A 13,176-nucleotide genomic window follows, 5' to 3' on the forward strand; every position below is an offset into this window, starting at 1 on the left:
GACTGGTGCTCTAGGCGCGCTTTTCCATCAAGGCCCAGGTGGCATTGTCGATCCCGATCGTGCGCTTCCACAGGAAGCCGTCTGCGACCACTTCGAGATCGGAGAAGCGATCCAGGAAGAATCCGGCGAAGTCGCGCTTCCACAAATGTCCGCTCAGGCCGCGATACTCCAGCTCCACCGGCTCCGCGTTGAAATATTCAGAGACCAGGATGTAGCGCGAGGAGACGCGGTACATCTCGTCGGCCACCTGGCCCAGATTGTCGGGGTGAACGTGGATCAGCACGCCGTTGGTGAAGACCAGCTCCATCGAGGCGGTGTCGAAGGGCAGGTCTTCGCCGCGTCCGGCGCGGATATGGGCTTCGTCCATGACTCCGTCGGACAGCACGGTCTGGCGTGCGCTGTCATTGGGCTCGACGGCGAAGAGTTCGGCATCGGTCAGCTGCTGCAACGCGCGCTGGTTGAGGCCGAGATTGCAGCCCACTTCCAGGATGGAGCGCGGCTCGCGAGAACCGAAGCTGTCCAGCCATCTCGCCCACATCCGGGTCCGCTTGCGGATACGACTCTCTTCCGCGCTGCAGCGTTCGGTATAGGCGTCGCCGAAATCGCCAGCCCAGGTGTCGACGGGATCGTGCATGGGGGTTCGTCCTTGTCAAAGCGTGCGCCAGCCTTCAGCCGGGACGGTTAATGGCGGGTTAGACGCGTGCGGCGGTCCGGAGCACAGACCGTCTAGATCACCGCGCTGTCATCGCGTTCGCTCACCCCGTCCTCGCGGGCCCAGATGGCGATCTGGGCCACGGCGCGCAGGGCATTGCGGTCCATCGGCAGGCCACCCCCGATGCGTCCCGCCTGGATCGCGAGCGCGGCGGGCTCCAGCCCGTATTCGCCGGCCACGCCCTCGACCTCGATCGCACTGGACTCCGGCAGGAGCGACAGGGCCTGGATCAGTTCGTCGTGACCGCGGCCCCGGGCGAACTCGGCCTTGGTGATGAATTTGTTGGCGACGCCGTCGAGCTCAAGCGGGTCGGCCTGAACAGACAGACCGGCCTTGCGCAACGCGCCGGCGAAGGACTCAAGCTGGATGGTGCCGGCGCCGGTGCCCATGCCTTTGAGGGCGCCTTCCACCTGGCGCGCGCCCGCCTCGATCGCCGCAAACGCATTGCCGGCGGCGAGCTGCATGTTGTCGCGTCCGGCAAAGCCGACGCTCAGATCGGTCTTGTCGGTCAGGGCGCGCACATAATTGCGCACCTGGGCCGGGACCATTCCGCCCGCGCAATCGCTGATGACCACCGTCGACAGGCCCCACGCGCCCAGTGTGCCGGCAAAGTTGCGCAGCTCGGCCACAGGCAGCGAGTAGACATTGAAGAGGATGAGCTGGGTTTCCAGCCCGGTCGCGACGGCGTGGTCGACCAGGCCGCGGGCGGAGTCGACAAGGGCGGCGTCCACCCCGACCCGCACGAAGTCCATTCCGGCGCGCTGAGCCGTTTCGATGTCGGCCTCCAGCGCGGTTCCGGTCCGGGCGCTGACCCCGATCCGGGCCTTGCGCGCGGCCATCCGGGCCGCCTGCATATGACGGTAATCGCTCTCGCAGGCCGGGGCGCGTCCCTGACGTTCGGCGCCGAGCCCCAGGCCATGACCGACCTCGATAGCGTCCACGCCTGCGTCTTCCATCGCCTGGGTCATGGCGTAGGTATAATTGGCGTTGAACCCATACCCGATTGCGGCGCTGGCGCCGGACAGGGTCGTGTCGAGCAGTCGAATTCGGGTCTCGGTCATTGGCCACCTCCTGCGTGGAGACCAGTGGGACCTGATTTGCGCTAATGCGCCGTTAATGAAGGTTGACGCGATTCGGCCCGCCGCGCGACGAAAACACAACCGGAGGGTTGGTCGCGGGACGGGGCCGAGCTAAACCCGGTGCTTTGTCAGTTACTTGACCCTAGCCGATGCGTTTGTGGGGCGCCGGCTCGGCCGCCTGCTCCGAGCCTGCATAAAAGGCCAGGGTCGCGGCCACGATGGTCTCGCAGTCGACCACCTCGCACAGGTCCAGCGCCGTCTCGTGCATGAGGCGCAGCATGGCCGGCACAGCGACGAGATCGCTCAGCGCGCGCTCCAGTGCGATCGCGATCTCGTCGCCGGAATGCAGCTTCATAGCGGCGCCGGCCCGGTCGAGTTCGCTGGCCAGGCGGTCTTCCCGGGCGTTGCGCGGGATGATGATCTGGGCCAGGCCGGCGGCAGCCGCCGTCAGGCAGCTCAGACCGCCGGTCGTGATCAACAGGTCGTTTCCAGCGACGGTTTCAAAAAGGCCGGTACAGTCGAAATAAGTGTGCAGATCGAGCTGATCATCGAGCGACCGGGCCGCTTGCTGAACGGACTCGTAGATTTCCGGCGTTCCGGCAATGGCCGGTGTGACGGCGATCTGGATTCTTCCGCGCTGGCGCGCGCGCTCGCCTGCCGCCCGGCGTACCCGGGTGGCGTGCCGGCGCAACGCGTCGCACGCAGCCTCGTCGCGCGCGGTGTCGCCGTGGTCGATCAGCAGCTCGAGCGAACCGGGCAGGTGATCTCTGCGACCGTCATTGCACAGGCCTTCGGCAATCTGTGCAAATCCGGAATCCAATGTCGTCTTCGCCCGTCTCGGGCTGCAAAAGAGCAGTCTTGCCTGTCCCATAAAGGGACGTTTAGCCCGAGACGGTTTCCTGGAGAAGCCCTTGTAGCGCGCGCGCGTCGAGCCGCTCGGGATTGCTGTCCGAGCTGTAGGCGAACCCGTCGGGCAAAGGCTTGCCGCCATCGGCATGCCAGAGGCCGATAACCTTTTGATCGTACGAGGGAAGTATCACGTAGCGGTCGTCGAGCTCGACCGAGGTGCGCGCATCGTCGGAGCCGATCATGACTTCGTGAAGTTTTTCGCCCGGCCGGATGCCGACCAACCTGTGGGGCAGGTCCGGCGCGATCGTATGCGCCAGGTCGGTTGTGCGCATGGACGGGATTTTCGGCACGAAAATCTCCCCGCCCTTGGCCATGGCGAGGGAGGACATGACGAAATTCACGCCCTGGTTCAGCGTGATCCAGAAGCGCGTCATGCGCTCGTCGGTGATCGGCAGATGGTCGGTGCCGTTCTTGACGAGCTGCTGGAAGAACGGGACCACCGATCCGCGCGATCCCACCACATTGCCATAGCGCACGACCGAGAAGGTCGGACCGTCCCCGCCGCCCATGGCCTGCGCGGCGGTGAAGATCTTGTCGGACGCCAGTTTCGACGCGCCGTACAGGTTGATGGGGCTGGCGGCCTTGTCGGTGGACAGGGCGCAGACATGCTTGACCCCGCGCTTGATCGCGGCGGAAACCACATTCTGGGCGCCCATCACATTCGTCTTGATGCATTCGAACGGATTGTATTCGGCGATCGGCACGTGCTTGAGCGCGGCGGCATGGATCACGACGTCGACATTGCGCATGGCCATTTCCAGGCGCGCCTCGTCGCGCACATCGCCGATGAAGTAGCGCAGGAAAGCGTGTTCCTGCGGAGAGTAGGTCTGCGCCATCTCGTACTGCTTGAGCTCGTCGCGCGAGAAGATGATGAGCTTCTTCGGCTTGAACTCCTTGATCACGGTTTCCACGAAGCGCCGGCCAAAGCTGCCCGTCCCCCCGGTGATCAGGATGGTCTTTCCGTTCAGATCGAAGCGCGGGGTTCGAAAGTTGCGCGTGACGAAATGCGGCAGTTCGGCTTCGCCCTTCAGCGGCGAAGATTTGGCGGCGTTCTGGCTCATGGTCATTTTCCTTGTCTGACCGGACCTCGCGTTAACCCTTTGCGCGCGCCGGTTAACGTGACGTTAGGCGTCACGGCGCAGGATCACGCCAGGATTGCCGGCACGGGAGATTGCCCGCGATGACTACCACCGCCGTGATTGTTCAGGCCCGGCTCGATGCCACGCGCCTTCCCGGCGCGATTCTCCAGACCCTTGGACAGCAGACCGCCCTGATCCGGTGCCTTGACCGGTGCCGCGCAACGCCGGGCGTCGACCTGGTGGTATGCGCCATCCCCGGCGACAGCGCGCACGATCCGGTCGAGGAAGAGGCCGGCGACCACGGCTACATGGTTGTGCGCGGACCGGGCACGGACCCGCTCGGTCTTTATGCCGAGGCCGCCGAGATGGCTGGCGCCACCACCCTGGTTCATGTTCCTGCCAGCGCGGCCTTCGCCGATCCCGGCCTGATCGCGCAAACACTCGCTCTCCATCGCGACAGCCGCGCCGATTACGCAACCAATGCCATGCCGCCGCGCTTCCCCCACGGGCTGGAGTGCGAGGTGTTTTCCTCCAGATGCCTGTTCGAAGTCGAAGCGGCCAGCGCGACCGTGGAGGCGCGCCAGTCGGTCAGTCAGGCCCTGCGCGCTGATTCCCGCCTTGTGCGCGCCTCACTCACCGGTCCCGGCGGCGGGCTGGAACGCTTGCGCTGGGTGCTCGAGCGCGAAGAGGATCTGGCCTTCCTGCGCGCAGTCTTTGCTGCGCTGGGTGCCGAGGCGGCGCGCGCCAGCGCGGCCGAGATCGCCGCGCTCTGCCTGCGCCGGCCCGACCTGGTGGCGATCAGTTCAGCCTGCGTCGACGAGATGCGCCTGGGCGCTGGCGACCGCGCCGATATCGTGACCGATCCGGTCTCGCTCGCCCTGGCCGCGTGAGGCCGGGCGCTAGTCCCATTTCCTAACGATTTCTTAGCTTCGCCGGTGGAGACTGGCGGGTGGCGCAGTGTGTGCGTCATCACAGGAGCGTAAGGCAGACCATGGTTCTGTCGGTCGGACTGCTGACATCCTACTACAGCGCGCAGGCCTCCATGCGCCTCGCCGGCTCGAATCCGCAGCCGTCCGGCGCCAGCACCGGCACGCCGCAAGGGGCAAATGCCCGCTCCAACGAAATCATCCCTCCCTGGGACCCTACCGGTGGTGTCACGGCGCTGGAATCGCTGCGCCGCTCGGTTCTGGCCGATGGTAATTTCTTCGATCCCAAATTCGGCGAGTTCGCCGATATGGAAACGGGTGAGGACGAGAAGACGCTGTTCGCCATGCATCAGGGTCTGCGCCGCCTTCAGTCCCTGTCCTCGGCCGCGCTCGACAAGACTACGACAGACGCGGAGCGCAGCTTCTGGAACCGGCGCTTCCAGGAGGGCATGGAACAGCTGTCCGGCTTCTTCGAGGACACTGACCTGACCGGCGTTTCGGTGGTCAAGGGCGAGCAATTGTCCAAGGCCGAAAGCACGCTCGCGATTTCGCGCGGGGAATCCAGCTACAAGACCGGCATCCTGCATTCGGGCGCGTTCGACGCCGAAGTCGACGCCTTCACCGGCGCGATGGCCTTCGACATCACCGTGCGCAAGAACGGCGTCGACACCGTCATCAACATTGATCTTGCCGACATGGGCGGCACGGCGCGCAGTCTCGACAACGTCGCCGCGCACATCAATACCAAGCTCGAAGCCGAAGGGGTGCTGACGCGCTTTGAGCGGACCAAGATCGGCGAGAAGAACGATATCGGCGTGATCGAGGGCAATAATTTCGGCTTCACGATCAAGGGTATCCTCACCGAGAAGGTAAGTTTCACGCCCTCTACCGGCACTCCGGCCGTCTACGTTGCGGGCCTGTCGGGCACCGGCGAGACTGCGGGCGGCCAGCTGACCAAGCTGGTCAATCTGGCCGGCGGCGGCGACCAGGCCTTCATCCGGCGCATCGAATCCGATGCGACCGTGACCGAAACGACCGACGATGACGGGGAAACCACCACCAGTACCACATCCAACCCGCTGGTCGTCTCCGCAACGGCGCGGAGCGAGGATGGCGGCATCTATGTTGTGGGGCATACAAGTCATGCCGTGGACGGCCAGGCGCTGAAGGGCGAGCAGGATCTGGTCCTGATGCGCTATGATTCCACTGGGAAGAAGCTCTGGTCGCGCGTTCTGGGCGCTGCCGACAGCGCCGGCGGTTCGGCCGTTGCGGTGGATTCCTCGGGTAATGTCATCGTGGCCGGCTCGGTGAGCGGGGAGCTCAGCGGCACCAATCGGGTGGGCGGCAAGGACTCCCTGGTCGTCAAGTATTCGGCCGAAGGCGTCGAGCAATGGGCGCGCCGCTTCGGCGGACGCGAGGACGACGAGGCGCGCAGCGTCACGCTCGGGGCGGACGGGACGGTCTATGTCGGCGGGCGCACCGATGCTGCCTTTGGCGGTGTCGCGAGCACGGGCGGGACGGACGGCTATCTTCGCGCCCTCGATGAGAACGGTAATACGCTTTACACGCGCGGCGTTGGCGGCGGCGCGGGGACCCAGGAAGTGCGCGCTACGGCCATGGCCTCCGATGGCGGCCTGATCGTCGCCACGCAGGAAGAGGGCCGCGCTGTCCTGACCAAATATGCCGCCGGCGACGACGGTACCGGCGCGCCTGTCTGGACACTCGACCTGGGCGACATGGACAGCGGCCGGATCGGCGGTCTGGCCGTCGACGCGGACGGCGCGATCTACCTGTCCGGCGCTGCGGGTTCCGGCTTCAATCCCGGCAATGTCGTCTCGGCCAATCAGGGCGGGCGAGACGCGGTTCTCGTCAGGATCAGTGACGGCCCGGCAGCCAGCGTGGACTACACCACCTTCCTCGGTGCGGCCGGCGATAACTCGGCCTCCGGCGTCGCAGCTGCAAATGGCAAGATATACCTGACCGGCAAGACATCCGACGCCCTTCCCGGCGCCACCCAGAGCGGCGATCGCAACACGTTTGCCGCCGGGCTGGATGCCGCCACCGGCGCGCTCGACTGGGTCCATCAGGTCTCCGGCCGCGGCGGGTTGAGCGAAGGCGCCGGCATCGTCGTCGATCCCCAAGGCGACAACGCCTTGTCACGCATGGGCCTGCCGTCCGGGGAGCTTAAATACTCCGACAGCCGGCTGGTGACCGACCGGTCCGCCGTGCGTGCCGGCGACAGCTTTTTCGTTTCGGTCGATGGCGGCCGGAAGAAGAAGATCACCATCGAGGCGAACGAGACGATGCGTTCGCTGACCTTCAAGCTGAATTCGGTGATGCTTCTGGACGGGCGAGCCGACGTGCGCCGCTCGAGTGCCGGCGACATCCTGCGCGTGCAGCCCAATGTGGGCGTTGCGGTGGAGTTCTTCGCCGGGGAAAAGGGCGCCGATGCACTCAGCGGGCTGGGCCTGCCCCTCGGCGTCGTGGAGGGCAAGAAAAGCGCTCTGGACAAGGATGAGGATACCACCTCGGACGCGCCCAAGGTCTTCGCGCTGGAACTGCCCAATGCGTTGAGCATCGACAACAAGGATGCCGCCACCGTCGCCAACGACGCCCTGACGGCGGCGCTGGCCAAGGTTCAGCGCGCCTATCGCGAGCTGACGATGGATCCGGCGCTGAAAGACCTGATGGCCGGTCCCAAGGCGGGCAATCGCGGCGGTACGGTGCCGGCCTATCTCCAGGCCCAGATCGCCAACTACTCCGCCGGGCTCGAGCGCATGAATGCCGGTGGCGGCGGCGGCGGAACGCTCGCCCTGTTCTAGCCTGGCTCGCGCGGCTTAGGCCGCGCGCTCGTCCTGGGCATTGGCCATCAGAGCCGGCATCCAGTCTTCATGCGCCCGCTTCAGCTCGGACAGTGACACTGCGTGCTGAGCGTTCAGCGTCAGCTGGTCGCCGCCGACCAGGCCGACCGCCATCGCGGGAATGTCCGCACTCTTGGCCGCTTTGAGGATCGCCTCGGCGTCTGCGCCGTCAGCGGCAATCAGATAGCGCGCCTGGTCTTCACCGAATGCCCAGGCGAACAGCTCCACCTGGCCTTCATGGGCCAGCTTCACGCCAACGCCAGACGCGATCGCCATTTCGGCGGCGGCACAGGCCAGTCCGCCATCGGAGATGTCGTGGACAATGCGCGCGCGGCCCGACCGGATCTGGCCGCGTACGAAATCGCCATTGCGCTTCTCCACCTCGAGATCGACGCCCGGCGGTGCGCCGTCATCGTCGCCCTCGATGTGGCGCAGGTAGAGCGAGGCCCCGAGCTGGCCCTGCGTCTCGCCGACGCAGAGCAGGACCTGGCCCTCTTTCATGCCGCCAAATCCGGCACGTACGCTCACATCGGGAATGAGCCCGACCGCGCCGACCGCCGGGGTCGGCGGAATGGCCTTGCCGTCGGTCTCGTTGTAGAGCGACACATTGCCGGACACGACCGGGAAGGAGAGGGCGCCGCACGCCGCCGCCATGCCTTCCACGCAGCCCACGAACTGACCCATGATTTCAGGGCGTTCGGGATTGCCGAAATTCAGGCAATCGGTGATCGCGATCGGGTCTGCGCCGACCGCCGTCAGATTGCGCCAGGCTTCGGCTACGGCCTGCTTGCCGCCCTCGAACGGGTCGGCCGCGCAATAACGCGGCGTGCAGTCGGTGGTGATGGCCAGCGCCTTGTTCGAGCCGTGCACGCGCACGATGGCCGCGTCGGCCGGGTCTTCGGAACTGGTGACCGTATCGGCCATGACGTGCCGGTCGTACTGGCTCCAGATCCATTTCTTGGACGCCATGTCGGGCGAGCCGATCAGCGATTTCAGCGTCTGCCCGAGATCAGCCGGAGCTTTCAGGCGGGCCGTATCGATGCTGGCGCGCGCTTCGGCCGGGAAGTGGGGCCGATCGTATTTGGGTGCCTTTTCCCCGATCGGATCGAGGGGCAGGTCGCAAACCGTCTCGCCCTTGTGCCTGAGCACTAGGCGCCCGGTATCGGTGGTTTTGCCGATGGTCGCGACATCGAGATCCCACTTCTTGAAGACCCGCTCGGCCACGTGTTCGCGGCCGGGCTTGATGATCATCAGCATGCGTTCCTGGGATTCCGACAGCATCATCTCGTAAGCCGTCATCGCGGTTTCGCGCTGGGGCACGTGATCGAGGTCGAGCTCGATGCCCACGCCGCCCGAGCTTGCCATCTCCACCGAGGAGGAGGTCAGGCCGGCCGCGCCCATATCCTGGATCGAGCTGATCGCATCTTCGCTCATCAGCTCCAGGCAGGCTTCGATCAGCTTCTTCTCGGTGAAGGGGTCGCCGACCTGCACGGTCGGGCGCTTTTCTTCCGAGCCCTCGCCGAACTCGGCGGACGCCATGGTCGCGCCGTGAATGCCGTCACGGCCTGTCTTGGCTCCGACATAGAGCACCGGATAGCCGACTTCGCGTGCGGCAGCGGTAAAGATCTTGTCCCGGTCGGCCAGGCCGACCGCCATCGCGTTGACCAGGATGTTGCCGTTATAGCCCTTGTCGAAATTGGTCTCGCCGCCCACCGTCGGCACCCCGACGCAGTTGCCGTAGCCGCCAATGCCGGCGGCCACGCCGGACACGAGCTGGCGAGTCTTCGGATGCGAAGGATCGCCGAAGCGCAGCGCGTTCATCAGCGCCACCGGGCGGGCGCCCATCGTGAATACGTCGCGCAGGATGCCCCCCACGCCGGTCGCCGATCCCTGATAGGGTTCGATGAAGCTGGGGTGGTTGTGGCTCTCCATCTTGAAGACGGCCACCTGGTTGTCGCCGATATCGACCACGCCGGCATTCTCGCCGGGGCCGTAGACCACGCGCTCGCCCGAGGTCGGAAACTTGGCCAGGTGCAGGCGCGAGGACTTGTAGGAGCAGTGCTCCGACCACATCACCGAGAAAATACCCAGCTCGACCAGGTTCGGCGCCCGGCCCAGCTCGGACAGGATGATGTCGTACTCCTCGGCCGTGACGTGGTCGAGGGCGACATCCTCATCAATGCCTGGGGCGTAACGGGTCTCGGTCATTTCTGGCCTCCCAGCAGGCTTTCGAAGACGCCGCGCCCGTGCGTGCCCCCATGGGTCTCGTCCACGGCGCGTTCGGGGTGGGGCATCATGCCCAGCACATTGCCGGCCTCGTTGGTGATGCCGGCAATATCGTGGATGGAGCCGTTCGGATTGGCCAGGTAGCGGAAGGCCACGCGGCCGTCGCCCTCAAGGCGCGCAAGCGTTTCTTCGTCCGCGAAATAATTGCCGTCATGGTGCGCGATCGGGAACAGCACTTCATGCTGGTCGGTGTAGGCGCGCGTGAACATGGAGTTCGTCGTCTCCACGGAAAGCGGCGTTCTTTCGCATACGAAGCGAAGCCCGGCATTGCGCATCAGCGCACCGGGCAGCAGCCCGGTCTCGATCAGGATCTGGAAGCCGTTGCAGACGCCCAGGACCGGCGTGCCGTCGCTCGCCTTCTTGACTACGTCGCGCATGATGGGCGAGCGCGCAGCGATCGCGCCGGAGCGCAGATAGTCACCGTAGGAAAATCCGCCCGGCACCATGACGAGGTCGAGCCCGTCTGGCAGGGTCGTGTCTTCATGCCAGACCATTTCGGCCGGTGTACCGGTGACGCGTTCCAGCGCGTCCGCGGCGTCGCGGTCGCAGTTGGATCCAGGAAAGACGATGACGGCTGTTTTCATGGGGGCAGCGTTTAGCAGGGCTCGCACCGCTTGGCGAGAGCGTGTGGCGGGAGAGATCGCGGAGAATTACAGGGCGTCCGGCGGCAGCTGGCGAGCGTGCAGGACGCGGAGTATCAGAGGAAGCTTCCCCGGTCGAATTCGGTACACGATCCGATGCGATTTAAAGAGGTAGCTTCGCGTTTCACCGGACATGTCATCGACCGGGACACCCGCGAAGGGAAACTCGGCTATGAGGCGGAAAATCTCCAGCATTTGATCGCGGTAGCGGTCGGCCTGGTCGATCCCGTGGTCTTCGGCGCCCTGGAAATAGATTTGGCGAAGGTCGTGTTGGCCTCTTTGGCTAACCTCAATCTTTATAACCACGTTCAATGGCCTCCGCGCGCGCCTCGGCGAAGATCTCCTCGACCGATTGCTCGCTTATACCACTCTCTTCGCCTTCGCGTATCAGGCGAATGAATTCCGCGCGCTTCTGCTTGATTTCCTCGTCCTTGCGGATGAGATCGCGCACGTAATCGCTGGCGCTGGCATAGCGGCCCGAGCCGACCGCCTCGTCGACGACGGCTTTCAGCCCTTCGGGAAGGGAGACATTCATGGTCGGCATGACAGCCACTCCTTGATCAAAGAGTGGCAATTATTGCCATGGATACCGTCCCGATACAATTGCCGCTGGCGGTCGTCCGGCTCAGGCGCTCAATTCGATGTCGTAATTTTCGATCACCGGGTTGGCGAGCAGCTTGTCGCACATCTCCTTGACGCGCGCTTCGGCTTCTTCGGCGTCGGCGGTTTCAAGGTCGAGCTCGATCAGCTTGCCCTGGCGGGCGGCGCTGACTTCCTCGAACCCGAGATGGTTGAGCGAGTGGGCCACGGCCGAGCCCTGCGGGTCCAGGACGCCAGGTTTGAGATAGATGTGGATGCGCGCTTTCATCACTTCGCCTCGTTGGCTTCGGACGGGCCGTTTTCCTTCATGATGCCGAGCCGGCGCGCCACTTCGGCATAGGCCTCGGTGACATTGCCCAGATCGCGGCGGAAGCGGTCCTTGTCCATCTTCTCATTGGTCTCGATGTCCCACAGCCGGCAGGAATCGGGGCTGATCTCGTCCGCCAGGATGAGGCGGGGCATGTCGTTCTGGTCGTAGACCCGGCCGTACTCCAGCTTGAAGTCGACCAGACGGATGCCGGCACCGGCAAACAGGCCGGACATGAAATCATTCACGCGCAGCGACATGGCAAGCATGTCGTCAATGTCCTGGGTCGTGGCCCAGTTGAACGCGGTGATGTGTTCCTCGCTGACCATCGGATCTTCGAGCGCATCGTTCTTGTAATAGAATTCGACGATGGAGCGCGGCAGTGCCTCGCCTTCTTCCAGCCCGAGGCGCTTGGCGATCGAACCGGCCGCGACATTGCGCACGACGACTTCGAGCGGCACGATCTCGACTTCGCGTACCAGCTGTTCGCGCATGTTCAGGCGGCGGATGAAGTGAGTCGGCACCCCGATGCTGTTCAGCTGCGTCATGATGAACTCGGAGATCCGGTTGTTCAGGACGCCCTTGCCCTCCAGCGTTGCGCGCTTCTTGTTGTTGAAGGCGGTCGCGTCATCCTTGAAATGGGCGACCAGCGTGCCCGGTTCGGGCCCTTCATAGAGAATCTTCGCTTTGCCTTCGTAGAGTTTCTTGCCGCGGGACATGAGGCGTTCGCACTCCGGTACATGGCGCCGGGCCCGTCCGCTGCGAATGACTTGGTCGAGGGCGGGCCTTGCGCTCTTTCAAAAATGAGAAGAGGCGGCCCGCGAAAACGGGCCGCCAATTCGGGCGTGACCATAATGGCAAAGCCGGCCTGCTGCAACAGAGCGTCCATGCCGTCCAGCCTACCGTGACAGATTGATTATCGCGCCGCCGCACGATACTTCCAACAAGGAAAGCCCGCCTTTGATGAGAGGAATTGACATGCCGAACTTCAACGACCGCGAGAAGGCATTCGAAAACAAGTACGTTCACGACCAGGACCTCGAATTCAAGGCACAGGTGCGCCGCAACCGCCTGCTCGCGGCGTGGGCCGGCGAGCTGATGGGCCTCTCCGCCGACGAGATCGACGCCTACAAGAAGGAATTGGTCAAGGTCGACTTCGAGGAGCCCGGCGACGAGGACGTGTTCCGCAAGGTGCGCGCCGATTTCGACGCGAAGAATGTGGACCAGTCCGACCACCAGCTGCGCCGCACGATGGACGAGTTGATGGCCGAGGCGCGCGAACAGGTCCGCAGCGAGGGCTGATGGCCCGGCTCGGCCGCATCGAAGAGGCCGGGGCGGACATGTCTGCCCTTCCCGCCTTGCCGGACGGCAAGATCGTGCTCGTGATGGACGGAAATTGCGCGTTGTGCTCGCTGGGCGCGCGGACCATTGCGCGTAGCGACAGCGACGATGTGTGCCGGATCGCCACCGTCCAGTCGCCCACAGGCCGGGCCTTGCTGAAACATTTCCGGCTCGACCCGGAAGACCCCTGGTCGTGGCTCGCGCTGGTCGAGGGCGAGGCGTTGACCTCCAGCGACGCAATCATCGCGGTCGGAAAGCGCCTGTCCCTTCCCTGGCGGGCGCTGGCCCATGTCGGGTCGTGGCTGCCGCGGGGCCCGCGCGAATGGGCCTATCGCGTGGTCGCGCGCAATCGCTACGCCTGGTTCGGGCGCAACGATCTGTGCGCCATACCCGACCCAAGGCTGCGCGCCCGCCTGATCGACAGCTGACGCGCTG

14 protein-coding genes are annotated in these 13,176 nt (G+C 64.9%); 4 read left to right on the forward strand and 10 right to left on the reverse strand.

Annotation, left to right across the window (positions count from 1 at the left end):
• Window positions 1-10 precede the first annotated feature (10 nt).
• The 4 genes from PGP17_RS05825 to pseB all read right to left on the reverse strand — a co-directional run bounded on the left by PGP17_RS05825 (window position 11) and on the right by pseB (window position 3,761).
• Window positions 11-634 carry a pseudaminic acid biosynthesis-associated methylase gene (locus PGP17_RS05825; RefSeq protein ID WP_270374589.1) on the reverse strand — a complete coding sequence of 208 codons (624 nt, stop codon included), beginning with the start codon at window positions 632-634 and terminating at the stop codon, window positions 11-13.
• Window positions 635-726: 92 nt separating this feature from the next.
• Complete coding sequence (locus tag PGP17_RS05830) at window positions 727-1,773, reverse strand: hypothetical protein (RefSeq protein ID WP_135943032.1); 1,047 nt, start codon at window positions 1,771-1,773, stop codon at window positions 727-729.
• Between the two features lie 160 nt (window positions 1,774-1,933).
• Window positions 1,934-2,611: a hypothetical protein gene (locus PGP17_RS05835; RefSeq protein WP_270374590.1), complete on the reverse strand. Its 678-nt coding sequence runs from the start codon at window positions 2,609-2,611 to the stop codon at window positions 1,934-1,936.
• A gap of 61 nt (window positions 2,612-2,672) precedes the next feature.
• Entirely contained in the window at window positions 2,673-3,761 is a 1,089-nt protein-coding gene (gene pseB, locus PGP17_RS05840; RefSeq protein WP_270374591.1) for a UDP-N-acetylglucosamine 4,6-dehydratase (inverting), read from the reverse strand.
• A 119-nt stretch (window positions 3,762-3,880) separates the two neighbouring features.
• On the opposite strand from pseB, the gene PGP17_RS05845 reads away from it, so the two are divergent.
• Together PGP17_RS05845 and PGP17_RS05850 are read left to right on the forward strand one after the other, a co-directional pair.
• A complete protein-coding gene (locus PGP17_RS05845; RefSeq protein ID WP_270374592.1) occupies window positions 3,881-4,669 on the forward strand; it encodes a hypothetical protein in 789 nt (262 codons plus the stop codon).
• Window positions 4,670-4,770: 101 nt separating this feature from the next.
• On the forward strand, window positions 4,771-7,527 hold the full coding sequence (locus PGP17_RS05850) for a hypothetical protein (RefSeq protein WP_270374593.1): 2,757 nt from the start codon (window positions 4,771-4,773) through the stop codon (window positions 7,525-7,527).
• A 15-nt stretch (window positions 7,528-7,542) separates the two neighbouring features.
• On the opposite strand, the gene purL is transcribed toward PGP17_RS05850, so the two are convergent.
• From purL to purC, 6 genes are all read right to left on the reverse strand, one after another.
• Window positions 7,543-9,774 (reverse strand): phosphoribosylformylglycinamidine synthase subunit PurL, encoded by a 2,232-nt coding sequence (gene purL / locus PGP17_RS05855; RefSeq protein WP_270374594.1) that lies wholly within the window; start codon window positions 9,772-9,774, stop codon window positions 7,543-7,545.
• Window positions 9,771-10,436 (reverse strand): phosphoribosylformylglycinamidine synthase subunit PurQ, encoded by a 666-nt coding sequence (gene purQ / locus PGP17_RS05860; RefSeq protein WP_270374595.1) that lies wholly within the window; start codon window positions 10,434-10,436, stop codon window positions 9,771-9,773. Before purQ ends, purL begins: the two co-directional genes overlap by 4 nt.
• Before the next feature lie 66 nt (window positions 10,437-10,502).
• Entirely contained in the window at window positions 10,503-10,799 is a 297-nt protein-coding gene (locus tag PGP17_RS14950; protein ID WP_158291148.1) for a type II toxin-antitoxin system RelE/ParE family toxin, read from the reverse strand.
• Window positions 10,783-11,037, reverse strand: coding sequence for a type II toxin-antitoxin system ParD family antitoxin (locus PGP17_RS05865; RefSeq protein ID WP_135943040.1), 255 nt, complete (start codon window positions 11,035-11,037; stop codon window positions 10,783-10,785). The genes PGP17_RS14950 and PGP17_RS05865 overlap by 17 nt, the downstream gene beginning before the upstream one ends.
• Window positions 11,038-11,118: 81 nt before the next feature.
• Window positions 11,119-11,361 carry a phosphoribosylformylglycinamidine synthase subunit PurS gene (gene purS / locus PGP17_RS05870; RefSeq protein ID WP_135943041.1) on the reverse strand — a complete coding sequence of 81 codons (243 nt, stop codon included), beginning with the start codon at window positions 11,359-11,361 and terminating at the stop codon, window positions 11,119-11,121.
• Window positions 11,361-12,119 (reverse strand): phosphoribosylaminoimidazolesuccinocarboxamide synthase, encoded by a 759-nt coding sequence (gene purC / locus PGP17_RS05875; protein ID WP_135943042.1) that lies wholly within the window; start codon window positions 12,117-12,119, stop codon window positions 11,361-11,363. Before purC ends, purS begins: the two co-directional genes overlap by 1 nt.
• Window positions 12,120-12,378: 259 nt before the next feature.
• Here purC and PGP17_RS05880 point away from each other — a divergent pair, with 259 nt between their 5' ends.
• On the forward strand, window positions 12,379-12,702 hold the full coding sequence (locus PGP17_RS05880; protein WP_135944099.1) for a DUF1476 domain-containing protein: 324 nt from the start codon (window positions 12,379-12,381) through the stop codon (window positions 12,700-12,702).
• Window positions 12,702-13,169 (forward strand): thiol-disulfide oxidoreductase DCC family protein, encoded by a 468-nt coding sequence (locus PGP17_RS05885; RefSeq protein WP_270374596.1) that lies wholly within the window; start codon window positions 12,702-12,704, stop codon window positions 13,167-13,169. Before PGP17_RS05880 ends, PGP17_RS05885 begins: the two co-directional genes overlap by 1 nt.
• Window positions 13,170-13,176: the final 7 nt, after the last annotated feature.

Source organism: Marinicauda sp. Alg238-R41 (assembly GCF_947331485.1).
Taxonomy (GTDB): domain Bacteria; phylum Pseudomonadota; class Alphaproteobacteria; order Caulobacterales; family Maricaulaceae; genus Marinicauda; species Marinicauda pacifica.

Bases quoted from the DNA above. Each gene is read 5' to 3' on its own strand.
- PGP17_RS05825 (WP_270374589.1), bottom strand. From the start codon at position 634: ATGCACGATCCCGTCGACACCTGGGCTGGCGATTTCGGCGACGCCTAT.
- PGP17_RS05830 (WP_135943032.1), bottom strand. From the start codon at position 1,773: ATGACCGAGACCCGAATTCGACTGCTCGACACGACCCTGTCCGGCGCC.
- pseB (WP_270374591.1), bottom strand. From the start codon at position 3,761: ATGAGCCAGAACGCCGCCAAATCTTCGCCGCTGAAGGGCGAAGCCGAA.
- PGP17_RS05845 (WP_270374592.1), top strand. From the start codon at position 3,881: ATGACTACCACCGCCGTGATTGTTCAGGCCCGGCTCGATGCCACGCGC.
- PGP17_RS05850 (WP_270374593.1), top strand. From the start codon at position 4,771: ATGGTTCTGTCGGTCGGACTGCTGACATCCTACTACAGCGCGCAGGCC.
- purL (WP_270374594.1), bottom strand. From the start codon at position 9,774: ATGACCGAGACCCGTTACGCCCCAGGCATTGATGAGGATGTCGCCCTC.
- purQ (WP_270374595.1), bottom strand. From the start codon at position 10,436: ATGAAAACAGCCGTCATCGTCTTTCCTGGATCCAACTGCGACCGCGAC.
- PGP17_RS05865 (WP_135943040.1), bottom strand. From the start codon at position 11,037: ATGCCGACCATGAATGTCTCCCTTCCCGAAGGGCTGAAAGCCGTCGTC.
- purS (WP_135943041.1), bottom strand. From the start codon at position 11,361: ATGAAAGCGCGCATCCACATCTATCTCAAACCTGGCGTCCTGGACCCG.
- purC (WP_135943042.1), bottom strand. From the start codon at position 12,119: ATGTCCCGCGGCAAGAAACTCTACGAAGGCAAAGCGAAGATTCTCTAT.
- PGP17_RS05880 (WP_135944099.1), top strand. From the start codon at position 12,379: ATGCCGAACTTCAACGACCGCGAGAAGGCATTCGAAAACAAGTACGTT.
- PGP17_RS05885 (WP_270374596.1), top strand. From the start codon at position 12,702: ATGGCCCGGCTCGGCCGCATCGAAGAGGCCGGGGCGGACATGTCTGCC.